This window comes from Streptomyces sp. NPDC001135, assembly GCF_053598395.1.
The window spans coordinates 54,104-71,246 of the sequence record NZ_JBSFKD010000038.1; the positions used below are offsets into that span (position 1 = coordinate 54,104).

Consider the following 17,143-nt stretch of genomic DNA (forward strand, 5'->3'; position numbering starts at 1 on the left):
ATGCACCTGGCCTGACGGGCCGGAGCTGGGTCCGCAGCGAAGCAGTACCACTGGAACGTCGGCGGGTGACCGTGGCACAGACGGCCCCTGGCCACGACCACGTCAGACCGACGAAGTCCCGACTGCCGTGTAGTGAGCGGACGCGCTTTCCTCCTGGACCACCCTCTCGCTTTTATGAAGCCTCAACGATTTCTCGCTCGAAATGGCCAGCAGGCGCGGTGGGTTCATACTCGTTAGACTTGGGGTGAGTTGCCCGAAGAGGTCGAAGCATGAGTACTGAACTGCATGAGACTCGCACGGAATCGGCTCGCCACGGCATCGGACTGTGCCTGTCCGGTGGCGGGTACCGAGCAATGCTCTTTCATGCAGGTGCTCTCTGGAGACTCAACGAGACTGGATGGCTCCGCAAACTTGATTTCGTGTCCAGCGTATCGGGCGGTTCCATCGCTGCGGGTATCCTCGGCCATGTATGGAAGCGGCTGGACTTCAATGACTCGAACGCGGCCGTGAATTTTGTACCGGAATTTCTGGATCACATCCGTTACTTGGCCGGGCGGAGTGTGGATCGCAATGCCGTGGTTCTCGGCGCGATTCGGCCGGGGCGGACCATTGGGGAACAGGTCGCTGCAGCGTACCGCAAGCACCTCTTCGGCGACGACACACTTCAGGACCTGCCCGAGCATCCACGCTTCATCATCACCGCGACGAATCTGCAGACAGGGAAATTGTGGCGGTTCTCCCGACCTTACATGCGCGACTGGACGTTTCCAGCGATCCCCTCCCCCACGACTGGCCTTGCCGTCGCCGTTGCGGCCTCCTCGGCCTTTCCGCCGTTCCTGTCACCGGTCGACCTGCCCATCGGTGAGGCTGACTGGGCGCTCCAGTCCCAACCGGCACCTGCGGTGCGGCTACCGGTCCACGTGGTCCTGAGCGACGGCGGCGTGTACGACAACCTGGGGCTCGAGCCAGTCGTAAAGCGGTGCGAGACAGTCCTCGTCAGTGACGGCGGCGGCCAGCTCGCGCGCGTTGACCACGTACCGCACGATTGGCCGCGTCATCTGCTGCGGGTCCTGTCCGTCGTCGACAGCCAGGTGCGGAGCCTTCGAAAGCGGGCGTTGATGGCAGCCTTCGAAGCCGAAGAATTCAGAGGGGCCTACTGGGGAATTCGCAGCGATATCTCGAAGTACGAACTCAGTGACAGCCTGTACGCCCCTATGGAATTGACACAGAGCCTCGCGAGAATACCCACTCGACTGAGCAAGATGCCCAAGAATACCCAGGAACAGTTGATCAACTGGGGATATGCCGTCTGTGATGCCGGGTTGAGGCGTTGGGTCGACCCGTTGCTGAAGCCACCGACCTCGTATCCCTACCCCGAAACCGGCTTCACCCTCTAGGTAGAAGTACGACTCATGTCCGGTCATGTGTATGTGGTCAATTGCCTGCCCGCCCGTCATGGCGACAGCATCCTCGTCGAGTACGGTGACCAGGAAAACCCTGCTCGCATCCTTATCGATGGCGGACCCGCGCCTTCCTATCAGACGCTGCGCGACACCATTGGAAGACTTCCGCCGGAGAAGCGCCGCTTCGAACTGCTGGTGGTCACCCATATTGATGCGGATCACATCGACGGCGTACTCATGCTTCTCCAGGACAACCACCTGGCCGTCAACTTCGACGATGTGTGGTTCAACGGATGGCCGCAGCTCGAGTCGCTCTCCGCTGGCCATCAGCGGGACGTCCTCGCTCCCCAACAGGGTGAATTCCTCGGGTACCTCATGCACGAACAGGGCCGGTCGTGGAATTCTTCCTTCGCAGAAGACCGCAGGTGCGTGGTGGTCGCCGATTCGGGGCCGCTGCCCTCACAACAGCTACCGGGGGGCGCGACGGTCACCCTGCTTTCTCCGCTTGAAGAGAACCTGTTGAAGCTGCGGCGCGCTTGGGTGAAAGCACTCGAGGAAGCCGGGATGCAGCCCGGCAGTTGGGAACAGGCCAAGGCTCGGCTCAGCAAGCGCACGGAGTACCAGCCGCGCGTCCCTCGACAGGACGTGTACGCGCCCAGAAGGTTCGGTTCCGACACGTCCGTGGCGAACGGAGCGAGCATCGCGTTCGTACTCGACTACCGGGGCCATAGGGTGCTGTTCGGTGCGGACGCGCACGTGTCGGTTCTCACCAGAGGACTGCGGCGTCTCGCCGGCGCACTGGGGGTTCAGCGTGTGCCATTGGACGCCGTAAAGCTTTCTCATCACGGCAGCATGGCCAACATCGATGGCCGGTTCCTCGACACGATCGACGTCCCGCGTTTCCTCGTGTCGACCAACGGAGCATACTTCCGGCACCCAGACCCGGAGACCATCCGACTCCTCGCAGAACGTTCGCCGGGAGCCGAGATCCGATTCAACTACCGCTGCATGACAACCGAGGTTTGGGAGCAGCCCAGCGCAGTACCGGGCGGAGCAATCCGGGCGGTTTACCCACCCGAGGGCCAGGTGCTGAATCTGGGAGCGTGATGGCCTCACGGAGAGGATCGTGATGGCGGCTGCGGATTTTGAGAGACTCGACATGGAGGTGCTAGCCGGCCGACGCGACCAGCTGTGGGTCTCGGCACGGTCCCGGCTGGGGGCCGTGTACGCCATACCGCGATCCGGCTGGCCCAAGAAGCACCTGATGGAAGCTGGCGAGATACTGCGGGACGCTGTGCGTCACGGCGATTTGGCCACGGCCAAGGCACACGGTATCGGGCAGCAGCTTCAGGGCCTCCTCTTCGGGGACACAGACGTGCGCGCGCTATTCCAGCGCACCCGTGGCGCCGCCGCCGACCTCGGCCGACCACTCGTCGTCCGGATACTGAGCGCACCGCACGACATCGCTGCGTTCCCATGGGAACTCACCCTCGACCCCGAAGGCGGCCAGGCGTTTCTGACACTGGCGCCGGACGTGCACATTCTCAGGCTCGCCCGGACACGGACCTATCCGGTTCACACACGCCCCGTTGAGCCACCGCTGCGCATCCTGCTGGTGCTCTCCAGCCCCGAGGGCGAAGCGATCCCGTTCGACCTCTACGAGGAGAAGAGAATACTTCTGAGCGAGCTCACCCCACTCGTCCACGGTGGCAGAATCACCGTGGACGTGGAGGACAGTCCGAGCCTGGACAACCTCCATCGATGCATCAGCGGGCGGACGCGCGGCTACCACGTGGTGCACTACCTCGGTCACGCCAGTCAGGCAGGCCTGGTGCTGGAGAACAGCAGGGGCTCCCCACGTGATGTCACAGCGGAGCAATTCACCAGCCTGCTACAGGGCTGCCCGGACCTGCGACTCGTGGTGTACGCAGGCTGCCTCACCGCCGGTCCCCCGCTCAAACCGACCACTGGTGGGCCACCCGAGGACGACTGGCGCCAATCGCCCAGCATCGCAGACCTGAGCGCAAGGGTGGCGGCACCGGCCGTCGTGGGCATGCAGGCCGTGCTGCCTTTCCCGACACAGCGCATCTTCGCTCGCATCTTCTATCGTTCCCTGGCCGGTGGACGGAGTCTCGCCGACGCGGTCCAGCTTGCCCGTGGCGCCATTCGCGGCGACGAGTTCGTCGGAGGCTTTCTCGACTGGGCCGTTCCCGCCCTGTTTGTCGGCGGTGACGAATCAGTACCGCTCCTTGACATGTCGGTGTCGGCGGCACCTGTGCCACGCCCCGCACACCGGGAGCTGAAGCTGGGTCTCGAGGAAGAGGAACGCTCGCTGCACGGCAGACCCGACTCCCTCCGGCAGGCGATGAAGGTTGTCAGCGGCAACAGCTTCGCCCGCGCCCTCTTCATCACCGGCGCCCCAGGTCTGCGCACGCCGTTCGTGGCTCGGATCCTCGACGATCTCGGGGACGACGTCTCTCTCGTTCTGTACGTCCACGCACAGGTCCTCAAGCACCAACCGGATCCCGTGCGACTGCTTTGCACATGGATCACCGAACTGCTCACCGGGCTCGACAAGCGTGCCCGGCAACCACACAAGAGTTGGAGCAGTGACGACTGGTGGAAACGCGTACTCGAAGAGCTCGTCGCCGTGCCCGCAGTCCTCGCATTCGATGGCCTCGAGGAACTCTCTGAGACGGCCGCAGCAGACCTGGGTCACGTCTTCCAGGAACTGGCACTGCGCCGTTCACGCGCCCGCCTGGTCCTGGCTGGAGCAGGGCGGATACGCATGGAGGACTTCCTCCGCGAGCGTGCTGCGCGGTACGCCACGCAGATCCGGCTGAGCCCTCTGAACTGGACGGATGTCGAGCGGTGGATCAGCTGGAACGTCCCGGAACTCCTCCGCCACAAGAGCAGGCTCGAGCAGTGGTACACGGACGGTTTCCAGGAGGACTTCACCCTGTGGGCCCGGCTCGCGGAATTGGTCGCCAAGCACCCTGCAGCGGATCCCGAGGGCTTCGTGGACGAATTGCTCGCCTCCCCCTCCCCTGCCCCGCTCCGCCCCGCCGCCCCACCTCTGCGAGCAGCCCTCACCCAACCGAACGCGGCATCGCGGGCCGATGAGTTCGCCGGCTGGATCACCGCCCTGGCCAACAAGAACAAGGTGGGCGGAAGGGTCGTGGTCTCCGGCGGAGCAGGGGAACGGTCCTCCATAGCCGAACTGGCGCCCATCGAGTCGCCCTTCAAGTCGCGAGACGCGGCCAGCGATTACGACACCATGATCTGGGCGAACAGCGCGGTGGAACAGGACACCAACGTGCTGTTCCTCGATTTCGGCGGACCCGGGTCTCCCGAGGTCTGGAGCCACGTGTGCCGGCGGCTGAGGCGGAGGGGCGTGCTGTTGATCGGCGTCGGTGGTGACAGCAGTGACGTGGGCATCAGCTACCCCGGGTGGTGTCCCGACGTCCTCACGGTAGGAGCCCTGGCCGGCGAAAGCCCCACACCTTCAGCGACATGGAATCCCGCCGAAGGGAAGCCGGAGATCTTCGCCTCCGAGACCCTCGCCTGGGCCGCGCCTCCGACTACCTTTGCGGGGACGCGTCCTGGCAGCCGTCAGGCGGCCCTGGGTGTACTGGCCGCCGCACTGCTGGTCTGGTCGGTGGACAGGTCAATGACTGCCGAGGACGTCCGCCGGATACTGCTGAACACGGCAAAAACTGGGACGGCACTCTGGGACGGCGAACTCGCGCACTTCCGCGAGCTGCAACTGGATGCCGCGCTCGAGAGTGCCCGCACAGGTCTGCTGGTGAGTGTCCTCGAGCGCGGCCGGGCTGGTAGGCGAGAGTTGACAGCCGCCACTGGTCTCTCACGCGACCTCGTGCGCGGACTGCTCGAACGTCAGGAAGCCAACACCAAGATACGTCGTGTCCTGACGGAGGACGGGGAGAAGTTCGAACTGATGAGAGACCCCCCAGGGTAGGCGGCCCGTGGTCCGTCAGCCCACGTGTACGCGGAGGCGCCGCAACCGGGCTCGGGACCGTTCCAGGTCCTTCTGCGGGAGCTGGTCTCACGCGCCCTCCGTGGGACCGTTCGTGCGGGACCGCGGTGATCGGTCACGTGCGGCCACGCATCCGCTCAGCGGCGACGGGTCAGGGCTGCCGGCTTGACCGCCGCCGCTCCGAACCGGGCGCGCACGCGGTCGTAGGCCGCCTCCACGCGCAGCGCCCGCTCCTCGGCGGGAACCAGGATGAGCTGCAGCGGTGTGCGGGCGGGGGGCCTGAGTGCTTCGGTGCGCCATGTGAGGACTCGGACGCGGGCGTGTTGCAGGCCGAGGGAGGCGTAGGGGTCGTGGGCGGCGTGCGTGAGGATGGAACCGTGGTGCGTCGGCGTGGTCAGGGTTTTGCTGCGGGTGAGGGGGGCGGTCTGCGTATCGGACGGTGATCGTCCGGGAGCCGGCGGTCTCGTCGGTGGTGCGCAGGCGGCGGGCGAGCTCGTCGGCGAGAGCGATGAGGACCCCGCCCGGCCGGTCGGCAGGTCCGTTGAATGTCGAGTCCCGGTGATGCGCGTGGTCAGGGCCTGACCGCGAACACCATGCCGATGTCGCCGGCCTGCTGCACCGGGCCCTGTTCGGTGCTGACCGTGAAGCCGTGCGTGAGGAGGGCCTCGCAGACCGCGTCGCGGTTCTGCTGCCACTCCTCGACCTCGAGGACGGCCTGACGGATCAGCGGCCAGTGCCGTTCCTCGATGCCTCTGAGCACATCGAGTTCGGCGCCTTCCACATCGACCTTGAGCAGGTCGATGTGGTCGATGCCCTGCTCGTCGAGCGCTGATGACAGGGTTCTGACCTTCACCCGGTGCGTCTCAAGCCGCCGTATCACCCGCAGCCGGCGGCTGACGAGCAGAGTGAGGAGGGGAGCGGGTACGCGGCGCAGGGCCGGTCCCAGGCCGCCCTGGCGGATCATTTCGACGACGCTGGCGGTGACCCGCCGCCGCTCTGCCTCGATGTTTCCCTGATCCCGCGAGGAGGACGACAAGATCGTGGCGGCCGGTACGTAGCTGAAATCGAGTTCGTCGTCACGGGACGCCAGGCCGTAAGGGAGCGCGGTCAGACGTCCGTTGAAGAACTCGCGAGCATTGCGTTCGAGTGTCGCGTGCAGCGGCGGCACCGGCTCGAAGGCGTAGATCCGCACGTCCCCGCCAAGCCGCTCATAGACGGCCGCCGAGAACACGCCGATGTTGGCGCCCACGTCGAGTACCGTCGCGCCCCGCGTGCACTCGACGCCGTGGTTGAAGTAGCCGCCCACCTCCTCGCGCAGGAAGGACGCCTCCCAACGATTGATACTGTGCAGTTCAATCGCCTTCATGGTCATGACAAGGTCATTTACCAGGGTTGGAGCCAACAATCCAGCCCCCACGCGTCACTTCTGCCGTCCTGCGGGCGGAGGGGTAGGCGTGGACGACCTGTTCATCGCGTACCCCGTGTGGCTCAATGCCGACAAGGCGCAGCGGCTGCGCCGACTGGCTGACGACATTGCCCTGAGAGTCGGCGTCGAGCCGGTCGAAGGCGCGCAGCGGCTGGGGAACCCCGTGCGTGGCAGCGACCGGCCGGTCGAGGTACTTGTCTAGGGGCTGTCCGACAGGTCCTCACCGGATCTATAGCCGGATCGCGGCGAGGGTGAGCGTGCCGTGAAAGACGAACGCTCTCTTGTCGTACCTCGTCGCCACGGCACGGAAGCCCTTGAGCGCGTTGATGGTTCGCTCCACTTCGTTCCTGCGGGCATAGCGTCCCCGGTCGAATCCGGTGGGGCGGCCGGCGCGGCTGCCACGCCGCTGGCGGTTGGCCCGCTGGTCCCGGTGTTCAGGAATCGTGTGCCGGATCTGCCGTCGCCGCAGGTAACAGCGGTTGCGGCGGAAGCTGTACGCCTTGTCGCCGCAGACGTGGTCCGGACGGGTCCTGGGGTGGCCTCCGACCGGGCGCGGGACACGGATACGGTCCAGGACCGGGATCAGTTGCGGGCCGTCGCCCCACTGCCCCGGCGTGAGCAAGACGGCGAGCGGCCGGCAGCCGCCGTCACTTGCCAGGTGGATCTTTGTCGTGAGTCCTCCGCGCGAGCGGCCGACTGCTTCATCAGGGCGATGCGTGGTGGGCTGGCGTCGTCGTCCGGGTATCCGGGCCGGCCGGTGGCGGCCTCCTGCGGCGTGCTGGTGAACGCGGCACACGGTGGAGTCCACGCTCACCACACTCCAGTCGACCCGGCCTTCTGTATCTGCGTCGGCCTGGATAGCCCGCAGGATCCTCTCCCACGTGCCGTCAGCTGACCATCGCCGGTGACGATCGTGGACCGTCTTCCACTTCCCGAACCTCGCAGGCAGGTCCCGCCACGGAGCGCCGGTCCGAAGCCGGAAAAGAATCCCGTTGATGACAATGCGGTGGTCCTTCCAACGCCCGCCCCGGCCCACGTTCCTCGGAAGGTGTGGCTCCAGCCGGGCCCACTCTCGGTCAGACAGATCACCCCGCCCCATGCCGGACGGAACGACCCCCTGCTGGGCCGGTCACTCGGTCTACCAGACGCGCCTTAACCGAACTTGACGAACGTCGGGAACGGAGACGAGAAGTCGGCGGACTGCCGGGAACCGACGAACCCGCTGAACGATGTGCAGCTGCTGTTCGTGTACAGGTTGGCGTCCGTGTCGGTGTTGTTGGACGCCTGGCTGGCTCCGCCCGGGATACGCAGGCACACGCCGTTTGGCGTCGAGCCGAGGACGGCCTCGGCTCCCGTATCGGCCCGGGTGTAGAAGAAGTCTCCTTGCGCCGCCTGGGCCGATGTGGACACACCGGTCACCGCCATCAGCGCCGCGGCACCGGCGATTACCGCGATCCTCACCGAACGCCCCAGCCCCAGTGCGTACAATGTCAGAGTCCTTCCTCCGAGAGGAACTGCCAGCACGGAGAAGCCGTCACCAGCCGAACAAGCGTCTCTCGCTTCACCGCGAAGAGGAATCCCCCACAAGAGGGTGCCACCCGGACAAACGATGGAGCGCCCCGTCAGGGCCGGACTCCTCATCGCAGGCATCTGTTACCGAAGCGCGACACGGATTCCCACATCAGTGCAGCTCACTTGGCTGGTGAGGTCGGGAAGGCGGCCGCCGACGCCGGACTGCATGTGGCCGGCGTCTTCACCTTCCCGGGACACGGCTACGGTCACGACGCGCGGGCACGCGAGCGCGCCGCACGGTACCACCCGCTGAAACAACGCCCACAACCCGTCCGGCCCGAGGCCGCCGCAGCAGCTCTCCAGCTCTGCGATGTCATCGACGATTTCACCCTTCTCTTCCACGATCGCCAGCCAGCGGATCTTGAGGAGCTCCGACCCGATCCACGCCCCTTTGGCCCAGGGGCACTGGCTGCTTCTCGCAAGGCCATCTCAATGGGCGATCAGAGACGGGGAAGGCGCTGGCCCAGGTCGGTGCAGCAACGGTTGTATACCGCGTGGAGAACACCCGGACGAACTCGGCTCCATGGAGCTCGACCGCCACGGCGCCGACCCCCCCTTCCAGGTGCTGATCGAACGCGAGGAGAGGAACAGCGTCGCCATCGCCTCCAACGAGTCCTTCGGCGCGCAGGTACCTACTTCCCGGCCGTCTCGTGTTCTTGTCGGCTCAGAGAAAGTGATCTTAGCCTCGGATCCCTATCTCTGACCCAGCCGCAAACTGACCGCCAGGGCAGGGACGGAGTGCCACGGGCGTAACCCGGCCACCGAAGCCGCCAACGCCAATCGCTCGGTCCGCCGACCTCACCACCGAAACCGACCACACGAGAGGACCCAGCACCTGATGTCCATATGGCCTTCAATCGTTGCCGTACTCGGTACCCTCGCCGGTGCCCTGACCGCCGGCCTCCTCCAGCACCGTTCGGCACGCACCGCACGAGCCGAGCAGCGCGCCGACAGCCACCGCCAGGACCAGCTCGGCGCCGTCACCGACTTCGCGGCCGCCCTGGACGCGCACCGCTCGGCGATGTTCCATCGGGAGCGTCTGGCCCTGACCGAGGCCGGAACCGAGCACCAGGTGGAAGCTCAGACGAGGTCCCACGACACCCGGGCGGCGATCACCGCGCCCCACATCCGCCTTCAGGTCCTGGTCCCCGAGCTGACCGGCCCCGCCCAGCAGGCCGCGGATGCCACGTACGCGCTGCGCAAGGCCACCGACCGCACCGAGCTGGACGCCGGGCGGCATGCGGCCAAGGAAGCGTCCGTGGCCTTCGTCGCCGCTGCCGCCGCACTGTTGAGCCCCAACAACCGTTGAGTGAGGGCGACCACCGCCGGCGTCCTGGCCGTCCGGTCGTGCTGATCCCCTACGCCCTACAGCACTCGTACGCTTGCGTGGCGGGTATTCCTATGTCTCGCCGCCATTCCGGACGCCGGTGATATCGAGGCCACTACTGGCAAATAATCTCTACCGCAGGCCGCTCACGACCAGCACAAGCACCCGGAACCGCGTCACTGAGCCGGGATCGGCTGGGTGAGGTTCACCGGGTTGCCGTCGGGGTCCTGGATGTGGGCGACGCGCTGTCCCCACGGCATGTCGTTGGGACCGCCACGGACCGAGCCGCCCAGCGCCGTTACCCGGCCGAGCATCTCATCCACGTCGTCGACACCGATGCTGAGCAATATCCGTGAGGCCTCCCGGTGCCCTGGGTTCGCCTTGGCCACCAACCCGAGGTCGGTGTCGCCGATGCGCAAGCCGAGGTAGAAGACCGGGCCTTCCTCCGGCACCCGGAAGATCTCCTCGGCGCCGAACATCCAAGGCCCACGACCAGCCCGACGACGGCTACGAGCGTTCCCCACAGCAGCGCCAACGGTAGTTCGGGATCGTGTGGCCTGTGCGCGAGTTGGGGGCGAGCGCACGTCGACGTCACTCCTGCTTCGACGCGAACCGCATGGCCGCCGAGCAGACTGGACCACCCGGTGCGTCCATGAGGGCGGACCGCACGGGGTTCAGAGTCACCCGCTTTCTCGTCGATCTCTCATTTCTGGCGCTGACCGTCGCGGTAGCAGAGCCCGCACCTGGAACCCGTGGCAGCCGTCATCCGGCGGCGCGGCGCCGGTCAGCCCCTACAGCGGCGCAGGAGCGACGTCGGCACAACAGGGGAGCGGCTTCCTGAGGGCGCGCCTCCGCGAGGAGCGCGCGGCCGCGGAAGGCCTGTACCCGCTCGGACGGTGGGAGCCCACCGAGGGCGGAAGCACCCCGCTCGGCGTGCAAGCGGCGCGGGCATCGCCTCGGCCGGTACGTCGTACGACTCCGGCGCGAGCGCGACATCCAGCGCACCGGCCGGACGGGCAACCGGGTGATCGCCGGTTGAGGGCTCACCAGTGGGCGCGGTCGTCCCAGGACCGGAAGTCCGCGAACTCGACGGGGTCGTCGTCCTCGTCCAGGGCGGCGAACCCATGCGTGACGAGCGTGCCGCGCTGCCAGTCGAGGAGGGTGTCGATCAGGCCGCCCTCCAGCGGTGGGCCCTGGTCCGCGTGGCGGGGCCACACGATCAACGGCCAGGTGTCGGGATCGCTGCCCTCGGTGAGCCAGCCGAGATAGTCGCCGTCGATGGAGTTGGCGAAGGGAAGGAAGCCCCCGGGCTCGGGCCAGATGGCCAGCGGGTACCACTCCGCGTGGCCGTCCTTCAGCTGCCGGTAGGCGTCTACGGTGTCCTCGACGTGCGTGAGGAAACGCCGTTCGCCCGTCCGGAGCGGGGTGTGGAAACGCAGCCACCCGCTCCAGATACCAGCGCCGTACCCGTCCATCAGCCGCACGTACTCCCCGGGCAGCCGCGTGCCCAGCTCGGCGAACAACCGCTCCCAGGAGCCGTCGCCGAGGTACGGCCGCTCGGGTGGCGGTGACAGCAGCCGCAGCGCGTCCAGCCCGGTGCCGGTCTCCAGCGCGACCCGGCGCTCGGCCTCGGTGAGCCGGGGCGGGACCGGCGCGGGCGGGGCCCACGGCTCGGCGTCGGGAAGGAAGGCGGTCCGCGCGACGGTGCCCAGCAGTGGGCCCAGCAGCGGGCCGGGAGGAGAAGGGAGCTCCCAGGTGTCGCGGACGGTGTGCCGCAGATAGCCGGTGAGCGTCAGGCCGTACCGGTGCCAGCGGAGCAGGCCACTGCCCGGCACCGCCCCGGAGTGCCGCACCACCACGGTCCACTCGTCGGGGTCGCCGGAGGCCGAGGTGTCCCAGAACAGGACGTCGCTGCCCCGCGTACAGCCCCAGGCCAACAGACCGCCGGGCTCGGGGTGGAACACGGGCCGCTCGGCCTCGGGCAGTTCCCGCGCCGAGATCCGTGCCTCCCGGTGCGTCGCGCGCAGCCACTCGCCGTAGTCGAAGCGGTCCCGCTGGACGGCCGGCACGTGGATCCACAAGTACTCGCCGAAGTCCAGCGGCCCGTACCGGTCGGCGAGCCGCTTGTAGTCGGCCGGCAGGCGCAGTCCGAGCCAGTCCTCGACGGCCGCCCAGTCGATGGGCACGCAGGCGGGCGGGCGCTCCGCGGAGGGGGTGGTGAACGTGCTTATCTCCGCTGCCAATTGACGTCCTTCCAGCGTGCGCCATGTACGGGGTGGATTCTTCCGTCTCCGCCGTCCGGGCGGAAATCGGGCGGTGGCAGGTGTGCCGCTCAGGTCAGACTGGCGCGCACGGAGGACGAGATCGCCCGCAGGGTGGCCGAACGGGACGCGGAGTCGACCGAGGTGGCCGAGGAAGCGTTGCACGCGCTGATCGCCCTGGGGGCCGCAGGCGCTGGAGTCGTTGATCGCGGCGGCCCCGGCGCTGAACCCGTTCGGGCAGCTGTGCTCCATCGAGGTGTTCACCGCTCTCGCCGACCCGCGCCCCGCCGACATCCTGATCGGCATGCTGAGCAGCGAGAGCGCGGCCGTGCGACAGTGGGCCTCGGAGGCCCTGGCCGCACTGGGCGTACGGCGCGCCGTGCCACGTCTGCGGCAGGCGTACGACGCGTTCCTGCGTCGCGGGGAGGGGCCCGACGACAGCGAGGGCGAGGGTCTGCGCTGGGCGCTCACCGCACGGGGTGCCCGGGAGACCGTCCTGCCGCCGCGGTCTGCCGCGCTGCGCGGTTCGGGCGGCGCACTGAAGGGTCTCTGGCCGGTGGGACACCCGCCCGAGGTGATCCGGGACCTCGCCGACCACGGGCAGGCGGTGCTCTTTCCACTTGGCGCACGGAGCGCTTGGGTTGGCGGAGTCCTTGGGCATGGTCCGCGCAGCACGTAGCCTGCGAGGAATCGAGAGCATTCGCGGAGCGGTCGCATGAAGATCACGTGGCGTCGGATCGGGGAGCAGGACTTCCCTCTGCTGCGCATGTGGCTCCAGCAACCCCATGTGAAGCGTTGGTGGAATCACGAGACCACGGCGGAAGCGGTGGCACGCGACTTCGGTCCCGCTGCCCGAGGCGAGGAGCCCTCGGAGGACCTCCTCGTCTTCCTCGAAGGCCGACCAGTTGGTCTCGTCCAACGCTCACGCCTGCACGACTATCCCGAATACCTGGCCGAGCTGGCGGCCATCGTCCCTGTGCCTGACAACGCGATGACCATCGACTACCTGATCGGCGATCCCCGCCAGACCGGCCAGGGCATCGGGACGGCGGTGATCCACTCCGTGATCGTGCACACCTGGGCCGAACACCCGGCCGTTCCGTGCGTTCTCGTACCGGTGGTGGCAGCCAATCGCCCTTCGTGGCGGGCGCTCGAGCGAGCGGGGCTGAGCCGGGTCGGGGTCGGAAACCTGGAGCCGGACAACCCGGTCGATGACCAGACCCACTACCTCTACCGCGTTGACCGGCCGGGGGCCGGCGTCTGACCACAAGCCGGTGCGGATTCCGCGGAGGTAGGAGACGATCGCCAGGTCCTCGCCCTTCTGGCCGTAGACGCCCGCCTTGCGGTTGTCAGCAAGTGCGGTGCCGCCCTGGTGGCAGGGTCGACAATCGGCTTGGCCTTCAGCGGACAAGCCGGAGAGGACTTGTGTGTCAGTCACCGTTGAAGATCGTTTGGCCACCACCGACCTGGTCCTATGGTGTTGCCGGCGGAGGCGCCGGACACGGCCCTAGGAAGCGATCAAGGCTGAGGGTCTTCGACAAGAGAGCGGCCCCGTCTGACGCCGGGACCGCTCCTTCGTGTCGGGATTCGAGAACCGTCATACCGCGCTCGGCAGGTCCACCCAGACTGGCGATGGCACGCGCTGGGAGCGATTCCCCGTGCCGCTCCTGAGGTGGGCCGGATCGCACCCCGTTGGAGGGTGAAACCAGATGATCCATTCCAAGCGGTCGCTCCGGCTGTTCGTCAGCTCAGTTGCCGCACGGATATGAGTAGATGGCGATGGTCTTCGCGTGCCGTGTCATCCTCCTCCGGTACGCCACTGAGTAGTGCCCGCTGGCCGGGGCCCAGAAGTTCAAAGCGCACTTGGGAGGCGTTGAAGGAGTTGAGGGCTTCCAGCAAGTACGCGGGGTTGAAGGCGATCGCCAGGTCGTCGGCGTCGGCCAACGTGGCCGCGAGCTGCTGGGAAGCGATGTCGTCTTCGTAACCCGCTTGCAGGAGGACGGTTCCCTGGGCGGAGAAGTCGAGCCGGATCGGGCTGTTCGGCTCCGCGACGACCGCGACACGGCGGACCGCGTCGGCGAGCGCCTCCCGCTCCGTGACCGCGACTGCCGGGTTGTCCAGTGTGAACAACTTGTCGTAGCGCGGCAGCCGCCCCTCCAGCAACCGCAGTGTCGTACGCATCCCGGTTCCCTCGAAGGCGATCAAGCCACCACCCGAGCCACCCGGACCGCTCAGCCCGATGCGGATCAGCCCCGACTTCGTCAGCGCACGGGAGATCTCGGTCAGCCTGCGGCCGGGCACCACTACCTCCACCACGTCGGAAACCGCCCCCTCCGGCTTCCACGGCACCACACGCACGGCATACCGGTATCGGTCCGTCGCGGCCAACGTCATGGACTCGCCGTCCAGCCGGATCTGGATCCCCGTGAGCACCGGGAGGAAGTCGTCACGGCCGGTGGCTATCACGACCTGTGCGACCGCCGCCGCGAACTCTGCCGCATCCAACGTGCCGCGAAAGGCGGGGAGCTCGGGAAGGGCCGGATACTCCTGGACGGGCAAGGTCGACAGCCCAAAGCGCGTACCGCCCCCTTCCATCGAAAAGCGCGCTCCCTCCAACGCGCACGCCACCATCGCATCGGGCAATACCCGGCAGATATCCAGCAGTCTGCGCCCGGGCACGAGCACCCGACCGGCCGTCTGCGTCTCCGCCGGGACCTCGATGGTCGCGGACGCCTCGTAGTCGAAACCCGAGATACGCAGCCGTCCCTCCGCCGCGTCCAGCATCAAGCCACCCAGCACAGGCACAGGGGAACGCGGGGGCAACGACCTGGCCGCCCAGGCCACGGCCTCGGCTAGAGCACCTCGCTCGATCCGGAACTCCATGTGTACATCCCCCATCGCGTCGTACCAGTTGGTCCGCGCACGCTATACGTCGCCACTGACAACGCTCGGTCCGTCCCGGCACACCAGGGCGAGGAAGCCCACGAATCTGGTGGTGACGCCCGACGTGGACTCCCTCGCGACCGCGCTCCATGCGACGGCCGACGACCTGCTGAAGGAGTCGCCGCGTATCGCGCCATGACGGCCCACGGCTCCGGATGGGCCGAATACGGCTTGTTCTGGCACAACGACCACACGCGACAACCCGTCCTACGCCCACTGATCGCCTTCGATCATTGACCCCTTGGCAGCGATCATCTAGTGCTCCAGTGCGACTTGGTGATCTACTGGTCCGGTCCGGCCCGGCTTTCGCGGCCTGGAAGCACTCCTCGATGCGGAGGCTGACCGAGGTGGTGTGGGCCGATGAGTAAAAGAACTCATGACGCCGGCCGAGCGGCGGTGAAGGATCGGGGAATGACGACGCTGAGGAAGACGAGAGCCCGACTCGGGATGCTGCCGTTGGCGGTGATGGTCCTGCTGGCGGGGTGCGGAACGCAGCGGGCAGGGGACACCGCCGACGCGTACCGGCGTTCGCATCCAACGCCGACCGGCATATCGACGCCGAGTACACCAGCGGACTTCCCCTGCCGCGGCGAGAGCCACAAGCCGACGGCACCCACGGCTGCCACCACCCCCAGCTCAACCGTGCCGCCGACCGACCACTACGCCGAAAACCACGGCTTCAGAGTTCCCATCCCGTTGCACGGCCAGAGCCGCTGCGACGGACTCACCGCTGTCGGACGCGTCAAGAGTGCACTCGAACCGCTGCGTCGGCGCGGCGACTTCGCCCCGGACAGCGTCCGCAGCGCGCTCACTGGCCTCGGCTACTCCGCCGGGAAGGTGCAGGCGTACCAGGAGGGGTCCGCCGGGGTCGGCTTCCTCATCGACATCGGCGCCTCTCCCTGGTGTGTGGAGGGCACGATGAGCAGAGACTCCACCAAGGCGGATGCCTTCGGCGGCTACCCCGACGGCACCGGCTGTGAGCCCCCGAGCGGCGGCCACTGACCACCCTCTTCGCCAGTAACACCATCAACGTCCGCTGTCGCTGACGAGGTCCTGAGCGCACCAGGAAACGCGCCCATATGGGCTCTTCGGACGGCCGCTGTCGCGTGGCTGGACGGCGGCGTGGCAGTCGGCGCGGCGGAGGGGTGACACGTGAGTCGCTTCGGTGGTAGCCGCCGGCAGCCCTGCTCCGCCCGGATTGCCCAGCGCCGCTTGGGAGGTGGCCTTGATCCCGTCCTGCCCGAGAACCGTCGTATACGGGCTGTGCCGGCGAACGAACGCCAACTCACGCCAAGGTGACGTTCATGCCGCCCTCGGCCAGGACGTCGAGGACCCAGGCGAAGAGGTCGTAGCGCTGGCCGTCCGGTGTCAGGGCCTGGGACAGGTGTGCGCGTGCGGTCGCGGCGTTCCGCCACAGCAGGGTTACCACAGCAGGGTTGCGGGGGCGGGGTAGCCGAAGTTCCCGCCCAGGCAGTCGTCGAGGGCGGCGAGGCAGCCGCCGAAGTAGCCGCCTGGCCCGTTCACCGCCTCGCCAAGGGCCAGGTAGGGGCCCGGTTCATCGGTGATGTGCTGACCGTCAAGTTCGTAGGCGTGACCAGCCGGCCAGTCACGGTGGGCGCCTCGGCAGGGCCGTTCCCGGACCAGGTCGAGCCAGGCCCAGCGCCGCCGGGTGTCGAAATGGACCCAGGCGGCTTGGGTGTCCGGCGGCCCAGCGAGCCATCGGTCCCAGACGGGCCGCGCGTATTCCGGGACAGGGGTGAAGAAGTCGCCGTCGACTCTGCAGCCACGGCTCAAGGTCGTCCCACGGTTCATCCGACACGGTCCACGGCGACGGTCCTCACGCTGGACAGAGCGCTCAACTCCCGCCCGGGAAACGGCCACCAGGCGACACCTTGCCTGTGTCAGCCGTTGTTAGTAACCGCTGACGCAGATCGGCCGGAATCCCCTGCCAAACAACTCATTGACCGCCTGCTGATGCTGATCAGACGTCAGATTATGCCGAGCCTCCACCGCCGGCCCACCCTCCTGCACCCAGATAGAGGCAAAACGAGGCTCATTGCCGTAACCACTCACACAGATCGGCCGGAACCCCCTACCAAACAACTCATTGACCGTCTCCTGATGCTGATCAGACGTCAGATTATGCCGAGCCTCCACCGCCGGCCCACCCTCCTGCACCCAGATAGAGGCAAAACGAGGCTCATTGCCGTAACC

At 67.4% G+C, this 17,143-nt stretch carries 16 protein-coding genes and 2 pseudogenes; 9 read left to right on the top strand and 9 right to left on the bottom strand.

Features of this window, described 5'->3' with window-relative positions; translation table 11 throughout:
* The first annotated feature begins 269 nt into the window (after positions 1 to 269).
* The 3 genes from ACWC94_RS34710 (at position 270) to ACWC94_RS34720 (ending at position 5,382) form a co-directional block, all read left to right on the top strand.
* A complete protein-coding gene (locus ACWC94_RS34710) occupies positions 270 to 1,397 on the top strand; it encodes a patatin-like phospholipase family protein (RefSeq protein ID WP_450801261.1) in 1,128 nt (375 codons plus the stop codon).
* 15 nt (positions 1,398 to 1,412) lie between these two features.
* Positions 1,413 to 2,510, top strand: coding sequence for a ComEC/Rec2 family competence protein (locus ACWC94_RS34715; RefSeq protein WP_450801262.1), 1,098 nt, complete (start codon positions 1,413 to 1,415; stop codon positions 2,508 to 2,510).
* A 157-nt stretch (positions 2,511 to 2,667) separates the two neighbouring features.
* Positions 2,668 to 5,382 (top strand): CHAT domain-containing protein, encoded by a 2,715-nt coding sequence (locus tag ACWC94_RS34720; protein WP_450801263.1) that lies wholly within the window; start codon positions 2,668 to 2,670, stop codon positions 5,380 to 5,382.
* 589 nt (positions 5,383 to 5,971) lie between these two features.
* Here the strand turns inward: ACWC94_RS34720 and ACWC94_RS34725 are convergent.
* A complete protein-coding gene (locus ACWC94_RS34725; RefSeq protein ID WP_450801264.1) occupies positions 5,972 to 6,772 on the bottom strand; it encodes an FkbM family methyltransferase in 801 nt (266 codons plus the stop codon).
* An 82-nt stretch (positions 6,773 to 6,854) separates the two neighbouring features.
* Here ACWC94_RS34725 and ACWC94_RS34730 point away from each other — a divergent pair, with 82 nt between their 5' ends.
* Positions 6,855 to 7,028 carry a hypothetical protein gene (locus ACWC94_RS34730; protein ID WP_450801265.1) on the top strand — a complete coding sequence of 58 codons (174 nt, stop codon included), beginning with the start codon at positions 6,855 to 6,857 and terminating at the stop codon, positions 7,026 to 7,028.
* Positions 7,029 to 7,055: 27 nt separating this feature from the next.
* Here the strand turns inward: ACWC94_RS34730 and ACWC94_RS34735 are convergent, their stop codons facing one another.
* From ACWC94_RS34735 to ACWC94_RS34745, 3 genes are all read right to left on the bottom strand, one after another.
* A complete protein-coding gene (locus ACWC94_RS34735; RefSeq protein ID WP_450801266.1) occupies positions 7,056 to 7,925 on the bottom strand; it encodes an IS5 family transposase in 870 nt (289 codons plus the stop codon).
* A gap of 53 nt (positions 7,926 to 7,978) precedes the next feature.
* Positions 7,979 to 8,287 (bottom strand): hypothetical protein, encoded by a 309-nt coding sequence (locus ACWC94_RS34740; protein ID WP_450801267.1) that lies wholly within the window; start codon positions 8,285 to 8,287, stop codon positions 7,979 to 7,981.
* A 192-nt stretch (positions 8,288 to 8,479) separates the two neighbouring features.
* Positions 8,480 to 8,740: a hypothetical protein gene (locus ACWC94_RS34745; protein WP_450801297.1), complete on the bottom strand. Its 261-nt coding sequence runs from the start codon at positions 8,738 to 8,740 to the stop codon at positions 8,480 to 8,482.
* Positions 8,741 to 8,906: 166 nt separating this feature from the next.
* On the opposite strand from ACWC94_RS34745, the pseudogene ACWC94_RS34750 reads away from it, so the two are divergent.
* Positions 8,907 to 9,053 (top strand): annotated as a pseudogene (locus ACWC94_RS34750) (IS21-like element helper ATPase IstB); the annotation flags it as partial.
* A gap of 183 nt (positions 9,054 to 9,236) precedes the next feature.
* Positions 9,237 to 9,707, top strand: coding sequence for a hypothetical protein (locus ACWC94_RS34755; protein ID WP_450801268.1), 471 nt, complete (start codon positions 9,237 to 9,239; stop codon positions 9,705 to 9,707).
* Positions 9,708 to 9,901: 194 nt separating this feature from the next.
* On the opposite strand, the gene ACWC94_RS34760 is transcribed toward ACWC94_RS34755, so the two are convergent.
* A complete protein-coding gene (locus ACWC94_RS34760; protein ID WP_450801269.1) occupies positions 9,902 to 10,204 on the bottom strand; it encodes a VOC family protein in 303 nt (100 codons plus the stop codon).
* 564 nt (positions 10,205 to 10,768) lie between these two features.
* Positions 10,769 to 11,968, bottom strand: a complete 1,200-nt coding sequence (locus tag ACWC94_RS34765) for an SMI1/KNR4 family protein (protein WP_450801270.1) — start codon at positions 11,966 to 11,968, stop codon at positions 10,769 to 10,771.
* A gap of 220 nt (positions 11,969 to 12,188) precedes the next feature.
* Here ACWC94_RS34765 and ACWC94_RS34770 point away from each other — a divergent pair, with 220 nt between their 5' ends.
* Together ACWC94_RS34770 and ACWC94_RS34775 are read left to right on the top strand one after the other, a co-directional pair.
* Positions 12,189 to 12,665 carry a HEAT repeat domain-containing protein gene (locus ACWC94_RS34770; protein ID WP_450801271.1) on the top strand — a complete coding sequence of 159 codons (477 nt, stop codon included), beginning with the start codon at positions 12,189 to 12,191 and terminating at the stop codon, positions 12,663 to 12,665.
* Between the two features lie 36 nt (positions 12,666 to 12,701).
* A complete protein-coding gene (locus tag ACWC94_RS34775) occupies positions 12,702 to 13,250 on the top strand; it encodes a GNAT family N-acetyltransferase (RefSeq protein ID WP_450801272.1) in 549 nt (182 codons plus the stop codon).
* A 479-nt stretch (positions 13,251 to 13,729) separates the two neighbouring features.
* Here the strand turns inward: ACWC94_RS34775 and dnaN are convergent, their stop codons facing one another.
* Positions 13,730 to 14,869: a DNA polymerase III subunit beta gene (gene dnaN, locus ACWC94_RS34780; protein WP_450801273.1), complete on the bottom strand. Its 1,140-nt coding sequence runs from the start codon at positions 14,867 to 14,869 to the stop codon at positions 13,730 to 13,732.
* 471 nt (positions 14,870 to 15,340) lie between these two features.
* On the opposite strand from dnaN, the gene ACWC94_RS34785 reads away from it, so the two are divergent.
* The gene (locus ACWC94_RS34785) at positions 15,341 to 15,931 is read left to right on the top strand and encodes a hypothetical protein (RefSeq protein ID WP_450801274.1); all 591 of its coding nucleotides are present in this window, start codon (positions 15,341 to 15,343) and stop codon (positions 15,929 to 15,931) included.
* A gap of 283 nt (positions 15,932 to 16,214) precedes the next feature.
* Here the strand turns inward: ACWC94_RS34785 and ACWC94_RS34790 are convergent.
* Together ACWC94_RS34790 and ACWC94_RS34795 are read right to left on the bottom strand one after the other, a co-directional pair.
* A pseudogene (locus tag ACWC94_RS34790) lies at positions 16,215 to 16,705 on the bottom strand (barstar family protein); the annotation flags it as partial.
* Positions 16,706 to 16,840: 135 nt separating this feature from the next.
* On the bottom strand, positions 16,841 to 17,143 hold a 303-nt coding region (locus ACWC94_RS34795), incomplete at its 5' end, for a hypothetical protein (protein ID WP_450801275.1).

What these genes read in the sequence shown, in the direction of transcription:
- ACWC94_RS34710 (WP_450801261.1), top strand. Translation starts at nt 270, where the DNA reads ATGAGTACTGAACTGCATGAGACTCGCACGGAATCGGCTCGCCACGGC.
- ACWC94_RS34715 (WP_450801262.1), top strand. Translation starts at nt 1,413, where the DNA reads ATGTCCGGTCATGTGTATGTGGTCAATTGCCTGCCCGCCCGTCATGGC.
- ACWC94_RS34775 (WP_450801272.1), top strand. Translation starts at nt 12,702, where the DNA reads ATGAAGATCACGTGGCGTCGGATCGGGGAGCAGGACTTCCCTCTGCTG.
- ACWC94_RS34760 (WP_450801269.1), bottom strand. Translation starts at nt 10,204, where the DNA reads ATGTTCGGCGCCGAGGAGATCTTCCGGGTGCCGGAGGAAGGCCCGGTC.
- ACWC94_RS34720 (WP_450801263.1), top strand. Translation starts at nt 2,668, where the DNA reads ATGGAAGCTGGCGAGATACTGCGGGACGCTGTGCGTCACGGCGATTTG.
- dnaN (WP_450801273.1), bottom strand. Translation starts at nt 14,869, where the DNA reads ATGGAGTTCCGGATCGAGCGAGGTGCTCTAGCCGAGGCCGTGGCCTGG.
- ACWC94_RS34735 (WP_450801266.1), bottom strand. Translation starts at nt 7,925, where the DNA reads ATGGGGCGGGGTGATCTGTCTGACCGAGAGTGGGCCCGGCTGGAGCCA.
- ACWC94_RS34755 (WP_450801268.1), top strand. Translation starts at nt 9,237, where the DNA reads ATGTCCATATGGCCTTCAATCGTTGCCGTACTCGGTACCCTCGCCGGT.
- ACWC94_RS34725 (WP_450801264.1), bottom strand. Translation starts at nt 6,772, where the DNA reads ATGACCATGAAGGCGATTGAACTGCACAGTATCAATCGTTGGGAGGCG.
- ACWC94_RS34785 (WP_450801274.1), top strand. Translation starts at nt 15,341, where the DNA reads ATGACGACGCTGAGGAAGACGAGAGCCCGACTCGGGATGCTGCCGTTG.